The organism is Pseudomonas sp. BNK-15, assembly GCF_047456105.1.
Classification (GTDB): Bacteria; Pseudomonadota; Gammaproteobacteria; order Pseudomonadales; family Pseudomonadaceae; genus Aquipseudomonas; species Aquipseudomonas putida_E.
The window spans coordinates 2065163-2089233 of record NZ_CP179898.1 but is presented as its reverse complement, the minus strand read 5'-3'; the positions used below and the strand labels follow the sequence as shown (position 1 = coordinate 2089233).

Here is a 24071-nt window from a genome sequence, read left to right as displayed (position 1 = left end):
GCTTCAGCCTTCGCCTTTCAGGATCGCCGCGTAACCTTCCTTGTAACTCGGATACTCCGGCACCCAACCCAATGCCCGCACCCGGGCATTGCTGCAGCGCTTGCTGCCGGTGCGGCGCACCCGCTGCTCATCGGACCATTCGGTAACGCCCATGTAAGCTCGCAACCAGCCAACCACATCGGCCAGTGGCGCAGGGTCGTCATCAACGCCTATATAGCAATCGTCCAACGCCACACCATCGGCATCGGCCTGCAGCAGGAACGCCAGCAGGCTTGCGGCATCCTCGGCATGGATACGGTTGCCATACAGCGGCGGCTCGGTCGCCACCCGATAGCCCTGACGCACCTGGCTGAGGAGCCACTCACGCCCGGGGCCGTAGATCCCCGTCAGGCGCACGATGCTTGCCGGCATGCCGCCAGCCAGGGCCAGCCGCTCAGCCTCCAGCATCACACGCCCCGAATAGCCTTGCGGCTCGGTAGGTGCGGCCTCATCGATCCACTCCCCATCCTTTTGTGCAAACACACTGCTGCTGGACACGAACAGCAGGCGGCGCGGGCGCTGCCCACGCTCGGCCAGCCAACCCAGCACGTGACGCAAGCCCTCAACGTAAGCGCTTTGATAACCCGCCTCATCGTGCTGGCTGGCGGCTACGCAATACACCAGATAATCCGGGGAATGCTGTGGCCAAGCCTGGGGCATGCCCGAATCGGACAGGTCGGCAGCGATCGGTACAACACCCTGTGGCAGGTGTTCGACCGAACGGCGCAGGCCGCTTACCTGCCAGCCACGGGCGAGCAATTGGCGGGCCAGCCGGCCGCCGACATCACCACAACCTACGATCAATACGGAACGGTCTGACATCACTTAACTCCCTAGACCAAAGGATCAGGCTAGCCGGATTACACGATAGGCGGCTAGACCATGGGCGAAAAAAGCAACGAGATTACTTTTGTTAACAAGAATTACTTGCAATAATGGCACCCCTATCTGTTCTCGGCCTATCTCGAGGCCTTGGAGAACGCACACTTTTTTCTTCATCAGGTCCGGCCAGCATGACACGTACTCACACTTCCGCTTCGCCAACCCCGTCACGCGCCTGGCGCGCCATTGCCGCGCTGATGTTCAGCCTGGTGCTGGCCCCAGCGGCTATGGCCGATGAGCCCAATACCAACGTCAGCGCCCCAGCAGCTGCAAGCGCACCGGCCACCCCAGCCACCGAAAGCCAGGCACCTGCTGGCGACGCTCAGGCCGCTACGCCGGTCGATGCGCCGGCGGCAGCGGCCCCAGGCACCGAAGCCGTGGTCGAGAACACTTCGCTGGGCATGGCCCATGACCTGTCCCCATGGGGTATGTACAAGAACGCCGACGTGGTGGTGAAAGCGGTCATGATCGGCCTGGCCATTGCCTCGATCATCACCTGGACCATCTGGATCGCCAAGGGCTTCGAACTGATGGGCGCCAAGCGTCGCCTGCGCGGCGAAATCGCACAGCTGAAGAAGTCTGCCAGCCTCAAGGAAGCCAGCGAGGTCTCAAACAAGGAAGGCACCCTGGCCCACACGCTGGTCCACGACGCCCTGGAAGAAATGCGACTGTCGGCCAACGCCCGTGAAAAAGAGGGCATCAAGGAACGCGTGAGCTTCCGCCTGGAGCGCCTGGTGCATGCCAGCGGCCGCAACATGAGCAGCGGCACCGGCGTGCTCGCCACCATCGGCTCCACCGCGCCGTTCGTCGGCCTGTTCGGTACCGTGTGGGGCATCATGAACAGCTTCATCGGCATCGCCAAAACCCAGACCACCAACCTGGCCGTCGTTGCCCCCGGTATCGCCGAAGCACTGCTGGCCACCGCCCTGGGCCTGGTCGCAGCGATCCCGGCCGTAGTTATCTACAACGTCTTCGCCCGCTCCATCGCCGGCTACAAAGCCCAGGTTTCCGACGCTTCAGCGCAGGTCCTGCTGCTGGTCAGCCGAGACCTGGACCACCAGGGTGGCGAGCGCGTCGCCCCGCACATGGTGAAAGTGGGGTAAGCCATGGGCCTGCATCTGAACGAAGGTGGCGACGACCTCGCCGAAAACCACGAAATCAACGTCACGCCGTTCATCGACGTGATGCTGGTACTGCTGATCATTTTCATGGTGGCCGCGCCCCTGGCCACGGTCGACATCAAGGTCGACCTGCCGGCCTCGACCGCCAAGCCGGCACCGAGGCCGGAGAAGCCGGTGTTCGTCAGCGTCAAGGCCGACCAGAAGCTGTATGTCGGTGACGATCAGGTGCCTGCACCCAGCCAGCTTGGCCCGATGCTCGATGCCAAGACCAAGGGCGACAAGGAAACCACCATCTTCTTCCAGGCCGACAAAGGCGTGGATTACGGTGACCTGATGGAAGTGATGAACAACATGCGCGCGGCCGGCTACCTCAAAGTCGGTCTGGTAGGTCTCGAGACGGCAGCCAAGAAATGACGAAGACGCGGCACAATCTGGCGCGTTACAGCGGCAGCCTGGCACTTGTGCTGGGTGTCCATGCCGTCGCTGTGCTGCTCACGCTCAACTGGTCGGTGCCCCAGGCCGTCGAGCTGCCCCCGGCAGCCATGATGGTCGAACTTGCACCGCTGCCCGAGCCCGCACCGCCACCACCACCGAAGGCCGCTCCACAGCCGCCGGCACCGGTCGAAGAGCCGCCGTTGCCCAAGGTGGCTGAAGCGCCCAAACCAAAGATCGCCATCGCCAAGCCGCCCAAGCCCAAACCCAAGCCTCAACCGCCGAAGCCTGAGAAAAAGCCTGAGCCGCCCAAGGATGAGCCACCGACCAAAGAACAGGTCGTGGACACGCCGCCAACCAACACGCCACCGCAGAAGTCCGCGGCACCGGCACCCAGCATTGCCGCGAACAGCAAAGCGTTGCCGACGTGGCAGAGCGACCTGCTGCGCCACCTGGCGAAGTACAAGCGCTACCCGGAAGACGCACGCCGCCGGGGCCTTCAGGGCATCAACCGCCTGCGCTTCGTGGTCGACGCCGAAGGCAAGGTGGTCTCGTACTCCATGGCCGGTGGTTCGGGCAGCGCGGCACTGGACCGGGCAACCCTGGAAATGATCCGCCGGGCCGGCAAGGTACCCAAGCCGCCTGCCGAATTGCTCAACAATGGCACGATCGAAGTAGTGGCACCGTTCGTCTACTCGCTGGATCGTCGCTGATACTTTTGTTTCTGTCACAAATCGGCAAGTCTGATAACGTGCGTCTATCGATTGCAGCCGCTATGCTGGGCTCGCAACTTCATGGACGCACGTTATGACCCTCACAGAATTACGCTACATCGTCACTCTCGCCCAGGAGCAGCACTTCGGCCACGCCGCCGAGCGTTGCCATGTCAGCCAGCCCACCCTGTCCGTCGGTGTCAAAAAGCTTGAGGACGAGCTTGGCGTGCTGATCTTCGAGCGCAGCAAGAGCGCGGTGCGCCTGACGCCAGTCGGTGAAAGCATCGTCGCCCAGGCACAGAAGGTACTGGAGCAGGCGCAGGGCATCCGCGAACTGGCCCAGGCCGGCAAGAACCAGCTCACCGCCCCGCTCAAGGTCGGTGCTATCTACACCGTCGGCCCTTACCTCTTCCCGCACCTGATCCCGCAGCTGCACCGCGTGGCACCGCAGATGCCGCTGTACATCGAAGAGAACTTCACCCATGTGCTGCGCGAAAAACTGCGCAATGGTGAACTCGACGCAGTGATCATCGCCCTGCCGTTCAACGAAGCCGACGTGCTGACGCTGCCACTGTACGATGAGCCATTCTGTGCCCTGATGCCCGCCGACCACCCCTGGACGGCGAAAAAGACCATCGACACCGCCATGCTCAACGACAAGAGCCTGCTGCTGCTCGGCGAGGGCCACTGCTTCCGCGACCAGGTTCTGGAGGCCTGCCCAACGCTGAACAAAGGCGGCGAAGGCGCCAAGCACACCACGGTGGAGTCCAGCTCGCTGGAAACCATCCGCCATATGGTCGCTTCGGGCCTGGGCGTGTCGATCCTGCCGCTTTCGGCGGTGCACAGCCACCACTACGCGCCGGGGGTCATCGAAGTGCGCCCGCTTACCGCACCGGCACCCTTCCGCACCGTAGCCATCGCCTGGCGCGCCAGCTTCCCGCGGCCCAAGGCCATCGAGATCCTTGCCGACTCGATTCGCCTCTGCTCGGTAGCCAAGCCCGCTGTGGAACAACCGGCCTGAGTCATGACTGAGCTGTCGAAGGTCTCTGTCACCGCGCTCAAGGGCGTAGGCGAAGCCATGGCGCAGAAGCTCGCCAAGGTCGGCCTGGAAAACCTGCAGGACGTGTTGTTTCACCTGCCGCTGCGCTACCAGGACCGCACCCGGGTGGTGCCTATCGGCGCCCTGCGCCCCGGCCAGGACGCCGTGATCGAAGGCGTGGTCAGTGGCGCCGATGTGACCATGGGCAAACGCCGCAGCCTTGTCGTGCGCCTGGGCGATGGCAGCGGCGTGCTCAGCCTGCGCTTCTATCACTTCAGCAATGCGCAGAAGGAAGGCCTCAAGCGCGGTACCCACCTGCGCTGCTATGGCGAGGCCCGCCCCGGTGCCTCGGGCCTGGAGATCTACCACCCGGAGTACCGTGCACTCAATGGCGACGAGCCGCCGCCGCCGGTCGAGCAGACCCTGACGCCGATCTACCCGTCCACCGAAGGCCTCACACAACAGCGCCTGCGCCTGCTCTGCCAGCAGAGCCTGGATATGCTTGGCCCACGCAGCCTGCCGGATTGGTTGCCGGACGAACTGGCCCGGGACTACCACTTGGCACCGCTGGACGATGCCATCCGCTACCTGCACAACCCTCCGGCCGATGCCGACCTTGATGAGCTTGCCGAAGGCCAGCACTGGGCCCAGCATCGCCTTGCCTTCGAAGAGCTGCTCACCCACCAGCTGTCGCAACAGCGCCTGCGTGAAAGCCTGCGCAGCTTGCGCGCTCCGGTTCTGCCCAAGGCCAATAGCCTGCAGGTGCAGTATCTGGCCAACCTGGGCTTCAAGCCGACCGGCGCACAGCAGCGGGTAGCCGATGAAATCGCCTACGACCTGAGCCAGGCCGAGCCGATGATGCGCCTGGTACAGGGCGATGTCGGCGCCGGCAAGACCGTGGTTGCCGCACTGGCGGCGCTGCAGGCACTGGAGGCCGGCTACCAGGTGGCGCTGATGGCGCCCACCGAGATTCTCGCCGAGCAGCACTACATCACCTTCAAGCGCTGGCTGGAGCCGCTGGGCCTGGAAGTCGCCTGGCTGGCCGGCAAGCTCAAGGGCAAAGCCCGCGCCAGCGCCCTGGAACAGATCGCCAACGGTGCGCCGATGGTGGTGGGTACCCACGCGTTGTTCCAGGAAGAAGTGCAATTCAAGCACCTGGCCCTGGCGATTATCGACGAACAGCACCGTTTTGGTGTGCAACAACGTCTGGCCCTGCGCAAGAAGGGTGTTGCAGGCGAACTGTGCCCGCACCAGCTGATCATGACCGCCACGCCGATCCCGCGCACGCTGGCGATGAGCGCCTATGCCGACCTCGACACCTCGGTGCTCGACGAACTGCCGCCAGGGCGCACGCCGGTGAACACCGTGCTGGTCGCCGACAGCCGGCGCTTCGAGGTGGTGGAGCGGGTGCGCGCCGCTTGCGCCGAAGGGCGCCAGGCCTATTGGGTCTGCACCCTGATCGAAGAGTCCGAAGAACTTACCTGCCAGGCAGCCGAGAGTACCTACGAGGAACTGGGCAGCGCCTTGGGTGAACTGCGCGTGGGCCTGATCCACGGGCGCATGAAACCTACGGAAAAGGCCGCGGTGATGGCCGAATTCAAGCAAGGCGACCTGCAACTGCTGGTCGCAACCACGGTGATCGAGGTGGGTGTGGACGTGCCCAACGCCAGCCTGATGATCATCGAGAACCCCGAACGCCTGGGCCTTGCCCAACTGCACCAGTTGCGCGGCCGGGTAGGCCGGGGCAGCGCGGTGAGCCACTGCGTGCTGCTGTATCACCCGCCGCTGTCGCAGATCGGCCGCGAACGCCTGGGGATCATGCGCGAAACCAACGACGGCTTCGTCATCGCTGAAAAGGACCTGGAGCTGCGCGGCCCGGGCGAGATGCTCGGGACGCGCCAGACCGGCTTGTTACAATTCAAGGTCGCCGACCTGATGCGCGATGCCGACCTGTTGCCAGCCGTGCGCGACGCCGCACAGGCCCTCATTGCACGCTGGCCCGAGCACGTCAGCCCACTGCTCGACCGTTGGCTGCGCCACGGCCAGCAATATGGCCAAGTGTGACGCCAGTACCAGAATGGATCCAGCTTTGCGACCAGACTGGTTATACTTCGCGTTTAAAAGAATCAGTGGATACGGACCATGACTGAAGCTGCCCTGGACACCGCAACCCCACACGCACCGTCTGTTATCCGGCTGTTGCTCGAAAAACTGGGCGTTGCCTATCGCGAGGTGCCAGAGCATACGCAACTGCCGGCTGCTTCACGGGTACAGGCGATCCTGCTGGATGACGAGATCGGCGCATTGATGGTGCTGTTCCCGCAGAGCAAGCTGCTGGACCTCAATCGTCTGGAAGAGCTGACGGGCCGCAAGCTCAAAGCCGTGCCGGTACAACGCCTGAAACAGATGCTCGACAAGCACCATCTGAAGGCCTTGCCTGCGATTCCGGCGCTGACCAGTTCGCCCTGCCTCTATGAAGGCAAGTTGCTCGATGCCGAACGCCTGCTGATCCAGTCCGGTGAAGCCGGTCTGTTGCTGGAAATCCAGCGTGACGACTTCAAGCACATGATGCAAAAGGCCAGCGCTGGCACTTTCGGCCAACCCGTCAGGGAAATACGCCCCAATCTCGACCGCCCGGATGATGACTCCAGGGAGATTACCCTAGCAGTGCAGGCATTCACCGCCCGCCGCATCCAGAAGCGCCTGGAAGAAACCATCGAGATACCGCCGCTGGCCGATACGGCGCAGAAAATCATCAAGCTGCGGGTCGACCCCAATGCCAGCATCGACGACATCACCGGCGTGGTCGAAACCGACCCGGCCCTGGCCGCACAGGTGGTCAGCTGGGCTGCTTCACCCTATTACGCCTCCCCAGGCAAGATCCGCTCGGTGGAAGATGCCATCGTCCGCGTCTTAGGCTTCGATCTGGTGATCAACCTGGCCCTGGGCCTGGCATTGGGCAAGACGTTGAGCCTGCCCAAGGACCACCCGCAACAGGCGACGCCGTACTGGCAGCAGTCGATCTACACCGCGGCCATCATCGAAGGCCTGACCCGGGCCATGCCGCGGGCCGAACGCCCTGAAGCCGGCCTGACTTACCTGGCCGGGCTGTTGCACAACTTCGGCTATCTGCTGCTGGCGCATGTGTTCCCGCCGCACTTCTCGCTGATCTGCCGCCATCTGGAGGTCAACCCTCACCTGTGCCACACCTATGTGGAGCAGCACCTGCTGGGTATCAGCCGCGAGCAGATCGGCGCCTGGCTGATGAAGCTGTGGGACATGCCCGAAGAGCTGTCGACCGCGCTGCGCTTCCAGCATGATCCTGCCTATGACGGCGAATACTCGGCGTACCCCAACCTGGTGTGCCTGGCGACCCGTCTGCTGCGCTGCCGCGGCATCGGCTCGGGGCCGCAGGAGGCGATCCCCGACGAATTGCTGGAGCGCCTGGGCATTACCCGGGAGAAAGCTGAGGACGTCGTGAACAAGGTGCTCGAGGCCGAGAGTTTGCTGCGCGAACTGGCGTCGCAGTTCAACGCACCGCACTGAAAACGTTGGGGCTGCACAGCAGCCCCAGCTGTTCAGCCTTTTTTCTTCTTCGGTTTCAGGTATTTCATCAAACCCTGGAACCACATCACCAGCGCCGGATTGCCCTTGATCTGGATGCTCTTGTCCTGGATGCCCTGCATGAACGCCAACTGCTTGTTGCTCGCCTGCATCGTGGCGAAGCCATAGGCAGCGTCCTTGAAGGCAATGGCAAAGGCTGGCTGCGGATGAGCGCCACCTTTGCTGCTGATGCGTTCGCCACTGACGATGAAGTGCCGGGCAACCTTGCCATCGAGCGTCTGCATCTGGAACACCAGGTCCTTGTCCTTGAGTTGCTGCTGAAATGCCGGGTTGTTACGGCTGGCCTTGGCCATCAACAACCCCATGGCCCAGAGAAGAAAGCGGAACTTCATCAACGCGCCTCGAATATAAAATGACCGAAGCGCACAGTTTATCCGTTTCCTGAACTATTTACGCACATTCGCAGCGCGATGCTTTCCGAAAGCACAACGGGCGCACTGAGGCGCCCGTTTGAGCAGAGGCTGCAAGTCAAGCGTCGGTCATTTGGCTTTCTTGGCCGGCTTGGCGGGCACATTGACGCTGTCACGCAGGTTTTTGCCAGGCTTGAAGGCCACAGTATTGCTGGCCTTGATCTTCACCGGCTCACCGGTCTGAGGATTCTTGCCGGTACGGGCACCGCGATGCCGTTTTTCAAAAGTGCCGAAGCCGACGAGGGTCACGGTGTCTTTGTCCAGCGCACCGGTGATGCTGTCGAGAATGGCATTGAGTACCTGATTGGCCTTTTCCTTGGTCAGATCGGCCTTTTCGGCGATGACGGCGGCGAGTTCTGGTTTACGCATAATGAAGCCTCTTTGACGGGAATTTTTGTTGTTATTGCCGTGCTGCCCGTGAAGCAGCGTTCAAGGCACCGCAGGCTCTAATCTGCGGCAGACGGAAGTGAGAATGGCACGCCGACCGGGGCCGCGCCAGTATCTGGGCGGCCATTGTGCGGTCAACTACAGGATAAATCCGACAGAACGCCCGCTGTTTACGCCATCAGCGCAGGCAGCTGCCGGTTCAGGGCCAGTTTTTCCATGACGGCGCTGCCTGTCAGGGCATAGCCCAGCAACTGGCCGTCAGCAGCGTGACAGAGCACTTTCAGGTCACTGCCCTGCCCTTGCACCTGCCAGGTACCTTCGCAACCAGGCGGCGGCGGCGAAACCACCAACGGGCAAGCCGGTGTTTTCACAGTGATGGGCATCGGCCCGTAACTGACCTGCGTCGGGTTGCCTGTCAAAGTCTGGGCCAGGGCTCGAGCGCAGGCCATCAATGGCATCACATAGAGCAGGTTGATACCTTCGACTTCAGCACAGTCGCCCAGTGCGAAAATGTTGCCGTGGGAGGTGCGCAGTTGGCGGTCCACGACTACGCCGCGGTTGGTCTGCAGGCCCGCTGCAGCGGCCAGGTCGGTACGCGGGCGCAGGCCGATGGCCGATACCACCAGGTCGCAGGCGATCACGCTGCCATCGGACAAGTGCGCCTCAAGGCCTTCGCTCACCTGCTGCAGGCGAGTGAGTACGGGCCCCAGGTGAAAACGCACGCCCAGCCCTTGCAACCCACCCTGAACGGCAGCGGCAGCGGCAGGATGCAACAGGGTCGGCATGACCTGCTCGCACGGCGCCACCACATCGACCTCAAAGCCACCCAGGCGCATGTCATTGGCGAACTCGCAGCCGATCAGGCCGGCCCCGAGGATCAATACACGCTGGTTGCCAGCCGCGGCAGCACGCAAACGTGCGTAGTCTTCCAGATCATTGACCGGGAACACATGATCTGCCCCGTCACCCTCCACCGGCACCTGCACGGTCTGCGCGCCCCAGGCCAGCACCAGATCGCGATACTCCACCGCTTCTTCGCCAATCCACAGGCGCTTGTGGCCAGGGTCGATACCGCTGATGCGCGTGTGGGTGCGGATAACCGCCTTGAGTTGCTCGGCCATGGCCCCCGGCTCGGCCATGCACAGGCCGTCCGCGTCCTTCTGCTTGGCGAAGCCGGTAGAAAGCATGGGCTTGGAATAGGAGCGACCGTCGTCGGCCGTAATCAGCAGCAGCGGCGTATCGCCATCGAGCTTGCGAAACTCACGGGCGAGGTTATAGCCGGCCAGGCCGGTCCCGATGATGACCACGGGGGACGTCATGTCGTGCTTTCCTCTTGGTTGAACAGCATGGCGATCAGCCGATGGCGATCATTTCAAAGTCGCTTTTGCCGACGCCGCAATCGGGGCACAGCCAATCCTGCGGCACATCCTCCCACCGGGTACCCGGCGCGATGCCGTCATCCGGCCATCCTTGGGCCTCGTCGTAGATCAGGCCACAGACAATACACTGCCACTTCTTCATGATTTGTCGTTCCTCGGTACAGGCTCAGGCTATGTCAATCGGGCTCAGGGCCCTTACGCGGGCATTATGCAAGCAGTTGGGGCAATCATGCTAAGCTCGCCGCCTCTCTGGCTCTAATCAAGCATACCGACGTGTCGTACGAATCCCCGCAAGCAGCCGCTGTCGCGTGGCTGGCGTATCCACAACTGGCGGTCGATACCGACCAGCCTGCCCTCGACTGGCTGTTCGACGAAGGTTCCCTGACTCGCCGCCTTACCCGACTGTCTCACGATCATTTCAGCGTCACTCCGCTGTTCGAGGGCTGGCAGGCGCTGCGCGATGACGAATGCCTGGCGCTGGGTATCGCGCCAGGCGCTGAAGGCTGGGTGCGCGAGGTGTACTTGCGCGGCCATGGTCAGCCGTGGGTCTTCGCCCGCAGTGTGGCCAGCCGTAGCGCCTTGGAACACGGCGGTTTGCACCTGGAAACCTTGGGCAGCCGTTCGCTGGGCGAGTTGTTGTTCTGCGACCAGGCGTTCATCCGTCACCCCATTGAAGTGTGCACTTATCCACAGCAGTGGTTACCTGTCGAAGCGGCCCATGCAGGGTTGTGGGGGCGGCGCTCGCGCTTCGAGCGCGATGGCCTCGATCTGCTGGTGGCCGAAGTATTCCTGCCGGCACTGTGGCAAGCAGCCAAGGAGGAAAACTGCTGATGTACCTGCAACTGCTCAAGTCGCTCAACCGCGTGCACCCGCGCGCCTGGGACTTCATCCAGCTCAGTCGCATGGACCGGCCGATCGGCATCTACCTGCTGCTGTGGCCGACCCTGACGGCGGTGTGGATTGCAGGCCTTGGTTCGCCCACCTTGGCCAACGTGCTGATCTTCGGCCTAGGCGTGGTGCTGATGCGTGCCGCTGGCTGCTGCATCAATGACTTCGCCGATCGCAAGGTCGATGGCCACGTTAAACGCACCGCCGACCGCCCGCTGGCCAGTGGCCGGGTCAAGCCACGCGAGGCGCTGGCGCTGTTCGGGATCCTGGTGGCGGTGAGCTTCCTGCTGGTGCTGTGTACCAACAGCAAGACTGTGTGGCTGTCATTCGGCGCGGTGGCTTTGGCGTTCTGTTACCCGTTCATGAAGCGCTACACCTATTACCCGCAGGTAGTGCTGGGGGCTGCGTATTCCTGGGGTATCCCCATGGCCTTCACTGCCGCCGGCGGCGAGTTGCCGGCCAGCGCCTGGCTGCTGTACATCGCCAACCTGCTGTGGACGGTGGGTTACGATACCTACTACGCCATGGTCGACCGGGACGATGACCTGAAAATCGGGGTGAAATCGACTGCGATCCTGTTCGGCGAGTCCGACCGGGTGATCATCCTGACCCTGCAGATGCTGTCGCTGGGCTGCCTGTTGCTGGCGGGAAGCCGCTTCGAGCTGGGTGGCTGGTTCCACCTTGGGCTGCTGGGTGCCGCACTGTGCTTTGCCTGGGAGTACTGGTCGACGCGCAAGCTGGACAGAGAGTCGTGCTTCAAGGCGTTTCTGCACAATCACTGGGCGGGGCTGCTGGTATTCATGGGTGTGGTGCTCGATTACGCCCTGCGCTGAACACAACCTCGGCAAGCCACCCTGTGGAAGCCGGCTTGCCGGCGATTGGGCCGCAAAGCGGCCCCAGCCATCTCAAGGCTTGGCGACGTGCCAGACGTCTTTCAAACCATCACCGGTCATGTCCCCAGCCTTCTTGTCCTTCACGAAGGTATACAGGGGCTTGCCGTCATATGCCCACTGCTTCTTGCCATCGTCGCGCATCACCACCGACCACTTGTCCTTGGCAGGCTCGTCATCGGCCTTGACCAGCAGCGGCGGCCAGTTGGTGGCGCACTCGCCATTGCACATCGACTTGCCGCCAGCATCCTTGTCGAAGGTGTACAGCGTCATGCCCGCGTGATCGACCCACATGCCGTCCTTCTCCATGGCATGGTGGGCCGACGCTACCCCGGGCAGTGCCAGTGCAGCGCAAAGGGCCATCCAGCTCAGCGTGTGTCGTGTCATTGGAATCACCGTGAATTCGGGGGGTGGAATGAGTTCGAACAGCCGCCGCAGCGGCCCCTCAAAGCCTAGCCCAGTCATGCAATGTCGCCAGAATGGCCAACACCCTGTCACACAGCTGCAATAATTCCGTTATCTAATGCGGGCCAGACCCGATATTCCAGGAGAGGTTTAAAGCATGGTTGGCAGAAACATTCTGATCGTCGACGACGAAGCGCCCATTCGCGAGATGATCGCCGTTGCATTGGAAATGGCCGGCTATGACTGCCTGGAAGCCGAGAACTCCCAACAGGCCCACGCAATCATCGTCGACCGTAAACCGGACCTGATCCTGCTCGACTGGATGCTGCCGGGCACCTCCGGCATCGAGTTGGCTCGCCGCCTCAAGCGCGATGAGCTCACCGGCGATATCCCGATCATCATGCTCACCGCCAAGGGCGAAGAGGACAACAAGATCCAGGGCCTGGAAGTCGGCGCCGACGACTACATCACCAAACCCTTTTCGCCTCGTGAACTGGTGGCGCGCCTGAAGGCCGTGCTGCGCCGCGCCGGCCCAAGCGACAGCGAAGCCCCTATCGAAGTCGGCGGCCTGCTGCTCGACCCGATCAGCCACCGCGTGACCATCGACGGCAAGCCGGCCGAAATGGGCCCTACCGAATACCGCCTGCTGCAGTTCTTCATGACCCACCAGGAACGCGCCTACACCCGGGGCCAGTTGCTCGACCAGGTCTGGGGTGGCAACGTCTACGTCGAGGAACGCACCGTCGATGTGCACATCCGCCGCCTGCGCAAGGCACTGGGTGAAGCCTACGAAAATCTGGTACAAACCGTCCGGGGCACTGGCTACCGCTTCTCGACCAAAAGCTAGCTGCGAGCTTCCAGCCTCAAGCTGCAAGGAAAAGCCAGCAGCATCCAGGCTGGAAAAAGGACTATCAGCATCACCGATCCGCTTCTTCTTGCAGCTTGTAGCTCGCAGCTTGCGGCTGGATCCGAAGGATCTGTCAATTGAACCAGAACTGGCACGCAACCCTGATTCGCCACCTGCTCCTGCTGATCACTGTCTGCCTGATAGGCGGCCTGGTCAGCGGTTATTACGGCTGGAGCCTGGCCATCGGCCTGGGCCTTTACCTGGGCTGGACCCTCAAACAGTTGCTGCGCCTGCATGACTGGTTGCGCAACCACCAGCCCGACGAAGCACCGCCCGACGGCTATGGCCTGTGGGGCGAGGTGTTCGACAGCATCTACCACCTGCAACGACGCGACCAGCGCGTACGCGGCCGTCTGCAGGCAGTGATCGACCGGGTGCAGGAGTCCACCGCCGCACTGCGCGACGCGGTGATCATGCTCGACAGCGACGGTAACCTGGAATGGTGGAACCGCGCCGCAGAAACCCTGTTGGGCTTCAAGACTCCGCAGGATGGCGGCCAGCCGGTCACCAATCTGGTACGCCACCCGCGCTTCAAGGAATACTTCGAGGCGCAGAACTTTGCCGAACCACTGGAAATTCCCTCCCCCATCAATGACCGCATGCGCGTGCAGCTGCACCTCACCCGCTACGGCAACAACGAACACCTGATGCTGGTGCGCGACGTTACTCGCATCCATCAGCTCGAACAGATGCGCAAGGACTTCGTGGCCAACGTCTCGCACGAGTTGCGTACACCGCTGACGGTGATTGCCGGCTACCTGGAAACCCTGCTGGATAACGTCGAAGACGTGAACCCGCGCTGGAACCGGGCGTTGCAGCAGATGAGCCAGCAAGGCTCACGCATGCAGACCCTGCTCAACGACCTGCTGCTGCTGGCCAAACTGGAAGCCACCGATTACCCGTCGGACAACCAGCCGGTGGCAGTCGACGCTTTACTCGGCGCGATCATGAACGACGCCCAGGCACTGTCCGGGCCGCGCAACCAGCGCATCACTCTGGAGGCCGCGCCGGGCCTTCGCCTCAAAGGCAGTGAGTCGGAGTTGCGCAGCGCTTTCTCCAACCTGGTGTTCAACGCGGTGAAGTACACCCAGGACGAAGGCAACATCCGTATCCGCTGGTGGGCCGACGACCAGGGCGCCCACCTGTCAGTCCAGGACTCGGGGGTCGGTATCGACGCCAAGCACCTGCCGCGGCTGACCGAACGTTTCTACCGCGTCGACTCCAGCCGCGCTTCCAACACAGGAGGCACCGGCCTGGGGCTGGCGATCGTCAAGCATGTGCTCATGCGCCATCGCGGGCGCCTTGAGATCAGCAGCGTACCGGGCCATGGCAGTACCTTCACCTGTCACTTTGCCCCCGTACAACTGGCTAATGGCAACGCTTGATTCCAAGGGCCACTTTGCTTTTGCCGCCCCAGCCGCTACATTGACCCCCCTGTGCCAGCAAAAGCTGGCACTTTTTTTCTACCTTCCCCAAAGACGGACCCCGTAAAAAATCCATCATGGACCCTTCCCCTGGTATCAGCCTCACCTCGTTATTCGCCGATTTCGGCATGATTCTCTTTGCCCTGTTCCTGGTGCTGCTCAACGGCTTTTTCGTAGCCGCCGAGTTCGCCATGGTCAAGCTGCGCTCAACGCGTGTCGAATCCATTGCCGAGCAGCACGGCTGGCGCGGCAGCATCCTGCGCAAGGTACACAACCAGCTCGACGCCTACCTGTCGGCCTGCCAGCTGGGTATCACCCTCGCCTCCCTGGGCCTTGGCTGGGTCGGTGAGCCGGCATTCGCCCACCTGCTAGAGCCGCTGCTGGCATACCTGGGCGTGGACACGCCAGAGTTGATCAAGGGTGTCTCGTTCTTCGTCGCGTTCTTCGTCATCTCGTACCTGCACATCGTGGTCGGTGAACTGGCGCCCAAATCCTGGGCGATCCGCAAGCCCGAACTGCTGTCGCTGTGGACCGCGGTGCCGCTTTACCTGTTCTACTGGCTGATGTACCCGGCCATCTACCTGCTCAACGCCAGTGCCAACACCATCCTGCGCTTTGCCGGCCAGGGCGAGCCTGGCCCGCACCACGAGCACCATTACAGCCGTGAAGAGCTCAAGCTGATCCTGCACTCCAGCCGTGGCCAGGACCCGAGCGACCAGGGTATGCGTGTACTGGCCTCGGCCGTGGAGATGGGCGAGCTGGAAGTGGTCGACTGGGCCAACTCGCGTGAAGACATGGTCAGCATCGACGCCTATGCGCCACTCAAGGAAATCCTGGCTCTGGTGCGCCGCCACAAGTTCAGCCGCTATCCGCTGTACGACGCCGAGCGTGAGGAGTTCACCGGGCTTTTGCACATCAAGGATCTGCTGCTGGAACTGGCCGAACTCGAGCACCTGCCGGAAACCGTTGACCTCGAAGACTTGGCCCGCCCGCTGGAGCGTGTATCGCGGCACATGCCGTTGTCCCAGCTGCTGGAACAGTTCCGCAAGGGCGGCGCGCACTTCGTGCTGGTCGAGGAGGCCGATGGCAAGGTGATCGGCTACCTGACCATGGAAGATGTGCTGGAAGTGCTGGTGGGCGACATTCAGGACGAACACCGCAAGACCGAGCGCGGCATCCTGGCCTACCAGCCAGGCAAGCTGCTGGTGCGTGGCGACACGCCGCTGTTCAAGGTGGAGCGCTTGCTGGGCATCGACCTTGACCACATCGAAGCGGAAACCCTGGCCGGGCTTATCTACGAAACGCTAAAGCGCGTGCCTGAGGAAGAGGAAGTGCTGGAAGTCGAAGGCCTGCGCATCATCATCAAGAAGATGAAAGGGCCCAAGATCGTGCTGGCCAAGGTGCTCAAGCTCGGCTGAGCTGGCGGGGCCGCTTGGCGGCCCCTGACAATTTCAGGGATTTCCCGCAGTAAAGTTCGGCAAACCGCCAATCGGCCGGTCGAACTGGAAGGGGATCGACTCCAGCGCCAAGCCGACGTTGCGCTGCACCACGAAATGCAGGTGAGGGCCTGTGCTGTTGCCGGTATTGCCCGACTTGGCCAACGCCTGCCCCAACGCCACCTGCTGCCCCTCGGCCACTACCACTGAACCGCGCATCAGGTGCAGATACACTCCCATCGTGCCGTCCGGGTGAAGAATGCGCACGAAATTGCCCGAGGGGTTGGTACCTCGTCCGCTCTGGTTGTTCTCGATCTTCACCACCATCCCACCCCTCGCCGCAATGATCGGGGTGCCCTCCGGCATGGCGATGTCCATGGCATGACGGCCCTTGGGACCGTAATGGCTGAAGCGGCCGTTGGGCCCTTGAGTCAGGCGGAAAGGGCCGCCTTTCCATGGGAAAGGATAACGATAAGCCTGCGAGCGCTGACCAGGGTCACCCATGGCGTACTGAAATTTGCTGGCATAACGGAGCGGCCCGCCGGGGGCCGCCAACACCGAGCTGAGCACCTTGGTCGAGCGTGGCCCGACTACGGCTCGCACGATCCGCGGGCCGTTGCCGCCGAAGGCATTGGCCAACTGATCGACGCGCAGTTCAACCTGCATGGGCACGTACAGCTCATTACGCACCAGGAAGCGCACGCCGCCCGGAAACGGCTCGGTTTGCAGGCGTACCTGACCCTCAACCTGCTCGAACATCGGCTCGCCCAGCTCCAGAGCCTTTGCCCCTGGGCTGGGGCGCTCGGAATAGGAAGCCACCCCGAAATTGTCAGTGGTCTTGTAAATGGTCATGCCCAGGCTCGACGCCGAGGCCGTGAGCGAGGCACAGAACAGCAGCAGGCGGGCGGCGGCGGGCATGATAGTGGCTTTTTGACAGTGATGTTCTGTCGAAGCCTAGCAGTGGGATCTGGGAGCGGTATGACAGTTGGTCGGAAGACCGCCGCAGCCCTGTAGGAGCGGCCTTGCGTCGCGAAAGGGCCGCACAGCGGCCCCGTTTTGCAGCGCGGCAAGAATGGCTGGGGGGCTGCGCTGCAGCCCTTTCGCGACACAAGGCCGCTCCAACAGGGTCGGAGTACGACGAAACTAGGCGCCGGGGGTGAAGTGCTTCTGCGTAGTGCCGCGGGCAATCAGCCGCGACAGGTAGTCGAGCTTCTGTGCATCCTGGTCGACGAATTTGAAGGTCAGTTGCAGCCAGTCGCTTTCAGGTTTCGGCTCCAATGCCGCAATGGCATGCAGGTAACCATTCAGGCGGGCAACTTCAGCGCTCTCGCCCTGCTCAAGGTCCAGTACAGCGCCTTCGAGCACCTGTGGCAGCACTGCACTGCGACGTACCACCAGCAACGCCTCCTTAAGGCTCAGCGCCTTGATCACACAAGGCTGAGTACCACTGGAAAGGCGCAGCTGGCCTTGTCCACGCCCGGTCTGCGCAGCGGCTGCGGCGGCCGTCTGCGGTTTCGGTGCATTGATCAACGGCTTGGCCGGCGCAGCCGCAGCAGGCGCGGCCTTGACCGCTTCAGGTTTGCCCCCGGTCAGCGCGCTCAGCGAATCGTTGGCGAACGCCGAATTCACCCGCGCCTGGCCACCGGCGACCAAGCTTTCAAGCTTGCCGATCTTGGTCAGGGCTTTCTTCACCTTGGTCAGCAACTGCTCGTTGGTGAATGGCTTGCCGACAAAATCGGAGACGCCCGCCTGAATGGCCTGGATGACGTTTTCCTTGTCGCCGCGGCTGGTCACCATGATGAACTGCAGGCTCTTCATTTCTGGCTGCTGGCGGCACCAGGTCAGCAGCTCAAGGCCGGACATCTCGGGCATTTCCCAGTCGCACAGCACAAGGTCGAAGGTTTCCTTGCCCAGCATGGCCATGGCCTTGCGGCCGTTGACCGCATCTTCGATGACCATGCCCGGGAAGGCATTACGCAGGCACTTCCTCACCAGATCACGGATGAACGGGGCGTCATCCACGACCAGCACATTGACTTTACTCATCGATACTCCTCTTGAATCCCGACTAGCCTACCGCCGATTGGTGGCCATTTGCCAACACCTGGATCACGCCGGGACTTCTTTGCATCGTTCGCGGGTGCCTGCTGACTGCTCAAGCGCAAACGAAAACGCCCGGCGAAGGCCGGGCGTCGATGCTCGGGAGCAATCTTATTTATCGTCCGGTTCAGCCGGAACATTAGCAATTTCGGCCTCATCGCCAGCCGTGCCCTGAACTTCGGCTTTCATGCGCTTGAGGCCCATGTGGCGTACATCGGTACCGCGCACCAGGTAGATCACCAGTTCCGAGATGTTACGCGCGTGGTCGCCGATACGCTCCAGCGAACGCAGGGCCCAAATGACGCTCAGCACCCGCGAGATCGAGCGCGGGTCTTCCATCATGTAGGTCACCAGTTCACGCAGGGCGGTCTTGTACTCGCGGTCGATGGTCTTGTCGTACTGGGCAACCGACAGAGCCAGGTCGGCATCGAAGCGGGCGAAGGCATCCAGTGCGTCGCGCACCATGTTGCGCACCTGGTCGCCAATGTGGCGCACCTCGACGTAGCCGCGCGGCGACTCGCCTTCTTCGCACAACTGGATGGCGCGGCGGGCGATCTTGGTCGATTCGTCACCAATACGCTCCAGGTCGATCACCGACTTGGAAATGCTGATGATCAGGCGCAGGTCGGAGGCCGCCGGCTGGCGACGGGCGAGGATGCGCACGCACTCCTCGTCGATGTTGCGCTCCATCTGGTTGATCTGCTCGTCGACTTCACGCACCTGCTGGGCCAGGCCCGAGTCGGCCTCGATCAGCGCGGTGACCGCGTCATTGACCTGTTTCTCGACCAGCCCGCCCATGGCCAGGAGGTGGCTGCGCACCTCTTCGAGTTCGGCGTTGAACTGCTGGGAAATGTGGTGCGTCAGGCTTTCTTTGTTGATCATCGTTTAGCTCCGCGAAGCTGCAAGCTGCAAGCCTCAAGTAGTTCGTGTCGTTTCCTGGCTCCGCGCTGGCTGCTTTTTCTTGAAGCTCGAAGCTTGAAGCTCAAAGCCCGCAGGCGCGCCCAACAGCGCCGTTAGCCGTAGCGACCGGTGATGTAGTCTTCGGTCTGCTTCTTCGCCGGGTTGGTGAACAGGGTGTCGGTATCACCGAATTCGACCAGTTTGCCCATGTACATGAACGCGGTGTAGTCCGAAACACGGGCCGCCTGTTGCATGTTGTGGGTCACGATAACGATGGTGTACTTGGATTTCAGTTCGTAGATCAGCTCTTCGACCTTCAGCGTCGAGATCGGGTCCAGTGCCGAGCAAGGCTCGTCGAGCAGCAGCACTTCAGGCTCGACGGCGATGGTACGGGCGATCACCAGACGCTGCTGCTGGCCGCCGGACAGGCCCAGCGCCGAGTCATGCAGGCGGTCCTTGACCTCCTCCCACAGGGCCGCGCCCTTCAGTGCCCACTCGACCGCTTCGTCCAGCACGCGCTTCTTGTTGATGCCCTGGATACGCAGGCCATACACCACGTTCTCGTAGATGGTCTTGGGGAACGGGTTTGGCTTCTGGAACACCATGCCCACGCGGCGGCGCAGCTCGGCCACGTCCTCGCCCTTGCGGTAGATGTTGTTGCCGTACAGGTTGATGGCGCCTTCGACACGGCAACCGTCAACCAGGTCGTTCATGCGGTTGAAGGTGCGCAGCAGGGTCGATTTGCCGCAGCCGGACGGGCCGATGAAAGCCGTCACGCGTTGCTTGGGGATGTTCATGCTGACATCGAACAACGCCTGCTTGTCACCGTAATACAGGCTCAGGCCGGGTACTTCGATGGCCACGGTCTCTTCGGCCAGGCGCAGGCTCTGCTTGTCGCGGCCCAGGGCAGCCATGTCGATGCCGTGGGTGTGGGATTCTTGCTGCATGGTCTCACTCCGTTTGTAGCTGCAAGCTTTGAGCTGCAAGCTGCAAGTTAGGGCAAAGCGGCACTCCTCTTGGAGCTTGCCGCTTGTGGCTTAAAGCATCAATCAGTGGTCGAGGGCCTTGTACTTCTCGCGCAGGTGGTTACGGATCCACACCGCCGAGAGGTTGAGGGTGGCGATTACCATCACCAGCAGCAGCGCAGTGGCGTATACCAACGGCCGCGCGGCCTCGACGTTGGGGCTCTGGAAGCCGACATCGTAGATGTGGAAGCCCAGGTGCATGATCTTCTGGTCCAGGTGCAGGTACGGGTAGTTACCGTCCAGCGGCAACGACGGCGCCAGCTTGACCACGCCGACCAACATCAGCGGCGCCACTTCACCAGCGGCACGGGCCACGGCGAGGATCATGCCGGTCATCATCGCCGGGCTGGCCATTGGCAGCACGATTTTCCACAGGGTCTCGGCCTTGGTCGCGCCAAGCGCCAGCGAGCCTTCACGCACGGTGCGTGGAATACGCGCCAGGCCTTCCTCGGTGGCCACGATCACCACCGGCACAGCCAGCAGCGCCAGGGTCAGCGATGCCCACAGCAGGCCTGGCGTGCCCAGGGTCGGTGCCGGCAGCGACTCGGGGAAGAACAGACGGTCGATCGAACCACCCAGCACATAGACGAAGAAGCCCAGGCCGAACACGCCGTAGACGATGGCCGGAACGCCCGCCAGGTTGTTCACGGCGATGCGGATCAGGCGCGTCACCGGGCCTTGCTTGGCGTATTCGCGCAAGTAGACCGCCGCCAGCACGCCGAACGGGGTGACGATCACGGCCATGATCAGGGTCATCATCACGGTACCGAAAATGGCCGGGAAGATACCGCCTTCGGTGTTGGCTTCACGAGGATCGTCGCTGAGGAACTCCCAGACCTTGGCGAAGTAGGTGCCCATCTTGGTAAAGCCGGACATGGCGTTAGGCTGGATGGCGTGCACGACCTTGCTCAGGTTGATCTCCACTTCGCGGCCGTTGCCGTCGCGAGCGACCAGGCTGTCGCGGGAGAAGGCCTGATGCAGGCTGCTGAGGCGGTCTTCGATGGCCTTGTAGCGGCTGTTCAACTCGGCACGTTCGGCATCCATGTCGGCCTGGGCCGTAGCGTCCAGCTTGCCTTCCAGCTCCAGCTTGCGGCCATGCAGACGCAGGCGCTCAAGGCCATGGTTGATGGCACCGATGTCTTTTTTCTCAAGCTGCTGCAGCTCGCTGTTGAGCTGGTTGGCGCGTTTCAGGCGTGCCTGCAGCTCGTTCCAGGCGCCAGCGCCCTCGGCGACCACGCGGCCTTGTTCCTTGACGCTCACCAGGTAGCCGTAGAAGTTGCCCCATTCGCGGCGCTCCAGGGCGATCAGGTCGACCGGGCGCTGCTCGTCGACCAACCATTCACCCACCACCCAAGTGAAGTCACTGCCGTTGAGGTCACGGTTACCCACCTTGATCAGCTCACGGGTCATGAACTCCGGGCCTTCGTCAGGAACCGGCAGGCCGGCACCCTTGAGGCGGACGCGGGGCACTTCTTCTTTCTGAACCACTTCACCGACGATGACGTGGTCACCCTGGCCCGGCACCTTATAGGTGGCCTGGACCAGGTCGGCGGGCCAGAAGTGGCCCAGGCCGCGTACGGCAATCACGGCCAGCAGGCCGACGGTCATGATGACCGCCATGGCGACCGCGCCACCGCTGATCCAGACGCCTGGGGCGCCGCTCTTGAACCAGCCTTTGAGGGAATCCTTTTTCACGGATCTCTACCTTTCTATCAAAGCGACGAGTATTTCTTGCGCAGACGCTGGCGAATCAGCTCGGCCAAGGTGTTCATGATGAAGGTGAACATCAGCAGCACGAGAGCGGCGAGGAACAGCACACGGTAATGGCTGCCGCCGACTTCGGATTCGGGCATTTCCACCGCCACGTTGGCGGCCAAGGTACGCATGCCTTCGAACAGGTTCATCTCCATCACCGGGGTGTTGCCGGTGGCCATGAGCACGATCATGGTCTCGCCCACCGCTCGGCCCATGCCGATCATCAGCGCCGAGAAGATACCCGGGCTGGCAGTGAGGATGACCACACGAGTCAAGGTCTGCCACGGCGTCGCACCCAGGGCCAGGGAGCCCAGGGTCAGGCTGCGCGGCACGCTGAACACGGCGTCTTCGGCGATCGAGTAGATGTTCGGGATGACCGCAAAGCCCATGGCGATACCCACTACCAGGGCGTTGCGCTGGTCGTAGGTGATACCCAGGTCATTGGTGATCCACAGGCGCATGTCGCCGCCGAAGAACCAGGTTTCCAGGTACGGGCTCATGGTCAGGGCGAACCAGCCGGTGAACAGGATCACCGGGATCAGGATGGCGGCTTCCCAACCATCCGGCACGCGCAGGCGAATCGACTCAGGCAGGCGGCTCCAGGTGAAGCCCGCCAGCAGGATGCCGAACGGCATCAGCAGGAACAGGCTGAACACACCCGGCAGGTGCCCTTCCAGGTACGGCGCGAGGAACAGGCCAGCGAAGAAGCCGAGGATCACCGTCGGCATCGCTTCCATCAGTTCGATCACCGGCTTGACCTTGCGGCGCATGCCCGGGGCCATGAAGTAAGCGGTGTAGATTGCTGCAGCGATGGCCAGCGGAGCCGCCAGGATCATCGCGTAGAACGCGGCCTTGAGGGTACCGAAGGTCAGGGGCGACAGGCTCAGCTTAGGCTCGAAGTCGGTGTTCGAAGCCGTCGACTGCCAGACGTACTTGGGCTCGTCGTAGTTCTCGTACCAGACCTTGCCCCACAGTGCGCTGAAGGAAATTTCCGGGTGCGGGTTCTTCAGGTTCAGTGGCAGCAGCTTGCCGCCCTCTTCGATGAAGATACGGTTGGCACGCGGCGACAGGGCCAGGATACCCGGGCCTTCGGCAGCAGGCTCGACCAGCAGGGTGCGGTGCGCGGTGCTGTGGAAGACGCCCAGCTTGCCTTCGGCGTCCAGGGCGATGAAGCCCTTGCGGCGCTCTTCGGCGTCGATCTGGACGATCGGCGCCTTGCCCATCTGGAAGGTACGGATCTGCTTGAAACGCGATTCGCCATCCGGGTCACGGGCCATGAACCACTGGGCCAGGCCGCCTTTGGAGTCACCGATGATCAGCGAGATGCCGCCGACCAGTTGCGCGGTGGCGGTGATCTCGGTGTCAGCGCTCTCGGACAGCTTGTAGCGGCCATTGAGGCTCTTGTCGCGCAGGCTGAAGACATCCGCGGTGGCTCGGCCGTTGATCACGTACAGCCACTGCTGGCGCGGGTCGATGAAGATGTTCTTCACCGCCTCGGTCATTTGCGGCAGCTCGATGCGGTTTTGCTCGGTGGTGACCTCTTCGGTCATCAGGTTTTCGGTGCGCGTCAGCTCGACCACCTGCAGGTGCGCGCCGGTGGAACCGGCCAGCATCAGGGTATCGCCGTTTACGTTGACGCTGACGTGCTCCAGCGCGCGGCCCTGCTCATCCAACACGAACGGCTCCTGGCCGTACGGGTAGTCGATGCCTGGGGTGATGGTCTTTTTGTTGTCCGGGTAAGTGATCTTGTAGGTGTGGTGGAACACCAGCGCCTGACCATTGGACAAGCCCAGCACTACCAGCGGGCTGCCCGGCTGGTCGGTGCTGATCGAGCTGACCTGGGTGCCTGCCGGCAGCGGCAGGTCGACGCGGTTGAGCTCGTTACCGGTCTTGGTATCGAAGAACAGTGCCTGCCCCTTGTCCGAGACGCGCATGCCGACCAGGTTCTGCTCTTCGAGCGCGATCATCAGCGGCTTGCCGGCATCCTGCTGCAGCCAGGTCGGCTCCAGGGCCTTCTTGCTGGTCAGCTCGGCGCCCTGGAACAGCGGCAGCACCACATAGGCCAGATAGAAGAAGATCAGCGTGATGGCTGCCAGCACGGCAAGCCCGCCCACCAGTACATACCAGCGGGTCAGGCGGTCCTTGAGCGCGCGCATGCGGCGCTTGCGTTGCAACTCGGGCGTATTGAAATCAATCCGCTCGGGAGGGGATTTTTGGGTCATGGTGGAGTTGGCCAGATCATTCATGCGCACACCCTAGCGGTCCCGTATGACAAAAACATGACAGTGCGTTGACGCAAAAAAGCCCGCCGCTCA

23 protein-coding genes are annotated in these 24071 nt (G+C 62.5%); 11 read left to right on the top strand and 12 right to left on the bottom strand.

Features of this window, described 5'->3' with window-relative positions; all coding sequences use genetic code 11:
- Positions 1–3 precede the first annotated feature (3 nt).
- Positions 4–861 carry an SDR family oxidoreductase gene (locus ACMGF5_RS09625; protein WP_115273274.1) on the bottom strand — a complete coding sequence of 286 codons (858 nt, stop codon included), beginning with the start codon at positions 859–861 and terminating at the stop codon, positions 4–6.
- A 191-nt stretch (positions 862–1052) separates the two neighbouring features.
- Here ACMGF5_RS09625 and exbB point away from each other — a divergent pair, with 191 nt between their 5' ends.
- The 6 genes from exbB to ACMGF5_RS09595 all read left to right on the top strand — a co-directional run bounded on the left by exbB (position 1053) and on the right by ACMGF5_RS09595 (position 7772).
- On the top strand, positions 1053–2024 hold the full coding sequence (gene exbB, locus ACMGF5_RS09620) for a tonB-system energizer ExbB (protein WP_046786859.1): 972 nt from the start codon (positions 1053–1055) through the stop codon (positions 2022–2024).
- Between the two features lie 3 nt (positions 2025–2027).
- Positions 2028–2456, top strand: a complete 429-nt coding sequence (gene exbD, locus ACMGF5_RS09615) for a TonB system transport protein ExbD (protein ID WP_012312117.1) — start codon at positions 2028–2030, stop codon at positions 2454–2456.
- Complete coding sequence (locus tag ACMGF5_RS09610; RefSeq protein ID WP_039604282.1) at positions 2453–3187, top strand: energy transducer TonB; 735 nt, start codon at positions 2453–2455, stop codon at positions 3185–3187. Before exbD ends, ACMGF5_RS09610 begins: the two co-directional genes overlap by 4 nt.
- A gap of 94 nt (positions 3188–3281) precedes the next feature.
- Positions 3282–4208 (top strand): hydrogen peroxide-inducible genes activator, encoded by a 927-nt coding sequence (locus ACMGF5_RS09605; RefSeq protein WP_012312115.1) that lies wholly within the window; start codon positions 3282–3284, stop codon positions 4206–4208.
- 3 nt (positions 4209–4211) lie between these two features.
- Entirely contained in the window at positions 4212–6290 is a 2079-nt protein-coding gene (gene recG / locus ACMGF5_RS09600) for an ATP-dependent DNA helicase RecG (protein WP_196997284.1), read from the top strand.
- A gap of 78 nt (positions 6291–6368) precedes the next feature.
- Entirely contained in the window at positions 6369–7772 is a 1404-nt protein-coding gene (locus ACMGF5_RS09595; RefSeq protein WP_115273271.1) for an aminoacyl-tRNA deacylase and HDOD domain-containing protein, read from the top strand.
- 32 nt (positions 7773–7804) lie between these two features.
- On the opposite strand, the gene ACMGF5_RS09590 is transcribed toward ACMGF5_RS09595, so the two are convergent.
- The 4 genes from ACMGF5_RS09590 to ACMGF5_RS09575 form a co-directional block, all read right to left on the bottom strand.
- Positions 7805–8182 (bottom strand): helicase, encoded by a 378-nt coding sequence (locus ACMGF5_RS09590; protein ID WP_039605049.1) that lies wholly within the window; start codon positions 8180–8182, stop codon positions 7805–7807.
- Positions 8183–8329: 147 nt separating this feature from the next.
- Entirely contained in the window at positions 8330–8629 is a 300-nt protein-coding gene (locus ACMGF5_RS09585; RefSeq protein WP_039605050.1) for an HU family DNA-binding protein, read from the bottom strand.
- Between the two features lie 188 nt (positions 8630–8817).
- Positions 8818–9966 (bottom strand): NAD(P)/FAD-dependent oxidoreductase, encoded by a 1149-nt coding sequence (locus tag ACMGF5_RS09580; protein WP_119688042.1) that lies wholly within the window; start codon positions 9964–9966, stop codon positions 8818–8820.
- A gap of 34 nt (positions 9967–10000) precedes the next feature.
- Positions 10001–10168, bottom strand: a complete 168-nt coding sequence (locus ACMGF5_RS09575) for a rubredoxin (protein ID WP_012312109.1) — start codon at positions 10166–10168, stop codon at positions 10001–10003.
- Between the two features lie 131 nt (positions 10169–10299).
- Here ACMGF5_RS09575 and ACMGF5_RS09570 point away from each other — a divergent pair, with 131 nt between their 5' ends.
- Together ACMGF5_RS09570 and ubiA are read left to right on the top strand one after the other, a co-directional pair.
- A complete protein-coding gene (locus tag ACMGF5_RS09570) occupies positions 10300–10857 on the top strand; it encodes a chorismate--pyruvate lyase family protein (protein ID WP_119688041.1) in 558 nt (185 codons plus the stop codon).
- A complete protein-coding gene (ubiA, locus tag ACMGF5_RS09565; RefSeq protein ID WP_115273269.1) occupies positions 10857–11747 on the top strand; it encodes a 4-hydroxybenzoate octaprenyltransferase in 891 nt (296 codons plus the stop codon). The genes ACMGF5_RS09570 and ubiA overlap by 1 nt, the downstream gene beginning before the upstream one ends.
- Before the next feature lie 72 nt (positions 11748–11819).
- Here the strand turns inward: ubiA and ACMGF5_RS09560 are convergent, their stop codons facing one another.
- On the bottom strand, positions 11820–12191 hold the full coding sequence (locus ACMGF5_RS09560) for a hypothetical protein (protein ID WP_039604143.1): 372 nt from the start codon (positions 12189–12191) through the stop codon (positions 11820–11822).
- A 175-nt stretch (positions 12192–12366) separates the two neighbouring features.
- Between ACMGF5_RS09560 and phoB the strand changes: the two genes are divergently transcribed.
- The 3 genes from phoB to ACMGF5_RS09545 all read left to right on the top strand — a co-directional run bounded on the left by phoB (position 12367) and on the right by ACMGF5_RS09545 (position 15958).
- Positions 12367–13056 carry a phosphate regulon transcriptional regulator PhoB gene (gene phoB, locus ACMGF5_RS09555; RefSeq protein ID WP_012312105.1) on the top strand — a complete coding sequence of 230 codons (690 nt, stop codon included), beginning with the start codon at positions 12367–12369 and terminating at the stop codon, positions 13054–13056.
- Positions 13057–13193: 137 nt separating this feature from the next.
- Positions 13194–14501 (top strand): phosphate regulon sensor histidine kinase PhoR, encoded by a 1308-nt coding sequence (gene phoR, locus ACMGF5_RS09550; RefSeq protein ID WP_119688040.1) that lies wholly within the window; start codon positions 13194–13196, stop codon positions 14499–14501.
- A gap of 116 nt (positions 14502–14617) precedes the next feature.
- Positions 14618–15958 carry a hemolysin family protein gene (locus tag ACMGF5_RS09545; RefSeq protein WP_414157749.1) on the top strand — a complete coding sequence of 447 codons (1341 nt, stop codon included), beginning with the start codon at positions 14618–14620 and terminating at the stop codon, positions 15956–15958.
- Positions 15959–15991: 33 nt separating this feature from the next.
- Here the strand turns inward: ACMGF5_RS09545 and ACMGF5_RS09540 are convergent, their stop codons facing one another.
- The 6 genes from ACMGF5_RS09540 to ACMGF5_RS09515 form a co-directional block, all read right to left on the bottom strand.
- Positions 15992–16894, bottom strand: a complete 903-nt coding sequence (locus ACMGF5_RS09540) for a peptidoglycan DD-metalloendopeptidase family protein (protein ID WP_115273267.1) — start codon at positions 16892–16894, stop codon at positions 15992–15994.
- Positions 16895–17119: 225 nt separating this feature from the next.
- Positions 17120–18022, bottom strand: a complete 903-nt coding sequence (locus tag ACMGF5_RS09535; RefSeq protein WP_046786845.1) for a response regulator — start codon at positions 18020–18022, stop codon at positions 17120–17122.
- A 165-nt stretch (positions 18023–18187) separates the two neighbouring features.
- On the bottom strand, positions 18188–18958 hold the full coding sequence (gene phoU, locus ACMGF5_RS09530; protein ID WP_012312100.1) for a phosphate signaling complex protein PhoU: 771 nt from the start codon (positions 18956–18958) through the stop codon (positions 18188–18190).
- Between the two features lie 131 nt (positions 18959–19089).
- Positions 19090–19923 carry a phosphate ABC transporter ATP-binding protein PstB gene (gene pstB / locus ACMGF5_RS09525; RefSeq protein WP_012312099.1) on the bottom strand — a complete coding sequence of 278 codons (834 nt, stop codon included), beginning with the start codon at positions 19921–19923 and terminating at the stop codon, positions 19090–19092.
- A 102-nt stretch (positions 19924–20025) separates the two neighbouring features.
- Positions 20026–21696: a phosphate ABC transporter permease PstA gene (gene pstA, locus ACMGF5_RS09520; RefSeq protein ID WP_119688039.1), complete on the bottom strand. Its 1671-nt coding sequence runs from the start codon at positions 21694–21696 to the stop codon at positions 20026–20028.
- A 17-nt stretch (positions 21697–21713) separates the two neighbouring features.
- Positions 21714–24002, bottom strand: a complete 2289-nt coding sequence (locus ACMGF5_RS09515) for an ABC transporter permease subunit (protein WP_046786843.1) — start codon at positions 24000–24002, stop codon at positions 21714–21716.
- Positions 24003–24071 lie beyond the last annotated feature (69 nt).

What these genes read in the sequence shown, in the direction of transcription:
- ACMGF5_RS09625 (WP_115273274.1), bottom strand. Translation starts at nt 861, where the DNA reads ATGTCAGACCGTTCCGTATTGATCGTAGGTTGTGGTGATGTCGGCGGC.
- exbB (WP_046786859.1), top strand. Translation starts at nt 1,053, where the DNA reads ATGACACGTACTCACACTTCCGCTTCGCCAACCCCGTCACGCGCCTGG.
- exbD (WP_012312117.1), top strand. Translation starts at nt 2,028, where the DNA reads ATGGGCCTGCATCTGAACGAAGGTGGCGACGACCTCGCCGAAAACCAC.
- ACMGF5_RS09610 (WP_039604282.1), top strand. Translation starts at nt 2,453, where the DNA reads ATGACGAAGACGCGGCACAATCTGGCGCGTTACAGCGGCAGCCTGGCA.
- ACMGF5_RS09605 (WP_012312115.1), top strand. Translation starts at nt 3,282, where the DNA reads ATGACCCTCACAGAATTACGCTACATCGTCACTCTCGCCCAGGAGCAG.
- recG (WP_196997284.1), top strand. Translation starts at nt 4,212, where the DNA reads ATGACTGAGCTGTCGAAGGTCTCTGTCACCGCGCTCAAGGGCGTAGGC.
- ACMGF5_RS09595 (WP_115273271.1), top strand. Translation starts at nt 6,369, where the DNA reads ATGACTGAAGCTGCCCTGGACACCGCAACCCCACACGCACCGTCTGTT.
- ACMGF5_RS09590 (WP_039605049.1), bottom strand. Translation starts at nt 8,182, where the DNA reads ATGAAGTTCCGCTTTCTTCTCTGGGCCATGGGGTTGTTGATGGCCAAG.
- ACMGF5_RS09585 (WP_039605050.1), bottom strand. Translation starts at nt 8,629, where the DNA reads ATGCGTAAACCAGAACTCGCCGCCGTCATCGCCGAAAAGGCCGATCTG.
- ACMGF5_RS09580 (WP_119688042.1), bottom strand. Translation starts at nt 9,966, where the DNA reads ATGACGTCCCCCGTGGTCATCATCGGGACCGGCCTGGCCGGCTATAAC.
- ACMGF5_RS09575 (WP_012312109.1), bottom strand. Translation starts at nt 10,168, where the DNA reads ATGAAGAAGTGGCAGTGTATTGTCTGTGGCCTGATCTACGACGAGGCC.
- ubiA (WP_115273269.1), top strand. Translation starts at nt 10,857, where the DNA reads ATGTACCTGCAACTGCTCAAGTCGCTCAACCGCGTGCACCCGCGCGCC.
- ACMGF5_RS09560 (WP_039604143.1), bottom strand. Translation starts at nt 12,191, where the DNA reads ATGACACGACACACGCTGAGCTGGATGGCCCTTTGCGCTGCACTGGCA.
- phoB (WP_012312105.1), top strand. Translation starts at nt 12,367, where the DNA reads ATGGTTGGCAGAAACATTCTGATCGTCGACGACGAAGCGCCCATTCGC.
- ACMGF5_RS09545 (WP_414157749.1), top strand. Translation starts at nt 14,618, where the DNA reads ATGGACCCTTCCCCTGGTATCAGCCTCACCTCGTTATTCGCCGATTTC.
- ACMGF5_RS09540 (WP_115273267.1), bottom strand. Translation starts at nt 16,894, where the DNA reads ATGCCCGCCGCCGCCCGCCTGCTGCTGTTCTGTGCCTCGCTCACGGCC.
- ACMGF5_RS09535 (WP_046786845.1), bottom strand. Translation starts at nt 18,022, where the DNA reads ATGAGTAAAGTCAATGTGCTGGTCGTGGATGACGCCCCGTTCATCCGT.
- phoU (WP_012312100.1), bottom strand. Translation starts at nt 18,958, where the DNA reads ATGATCAACAAAGAAAGCCTGACGCACCACATTTCCCAGCAGTTCAAC.
- pstB (WP_012312099.1), bottom strand. Translation starts at nt 19,923, where the DNA reads ATGCAGCAAGAATCCCACACCCACGGCATCGACATGGCTGCCCTGGGC.
- ACMGF5_RS09515 (WP_046786843.1), bottom strand. Translation starts at nt 24,002, where the DNA reads ATGAATGATCTGGCCAACTCCACCATGACCCAAAAATCCCCTCCCGAG.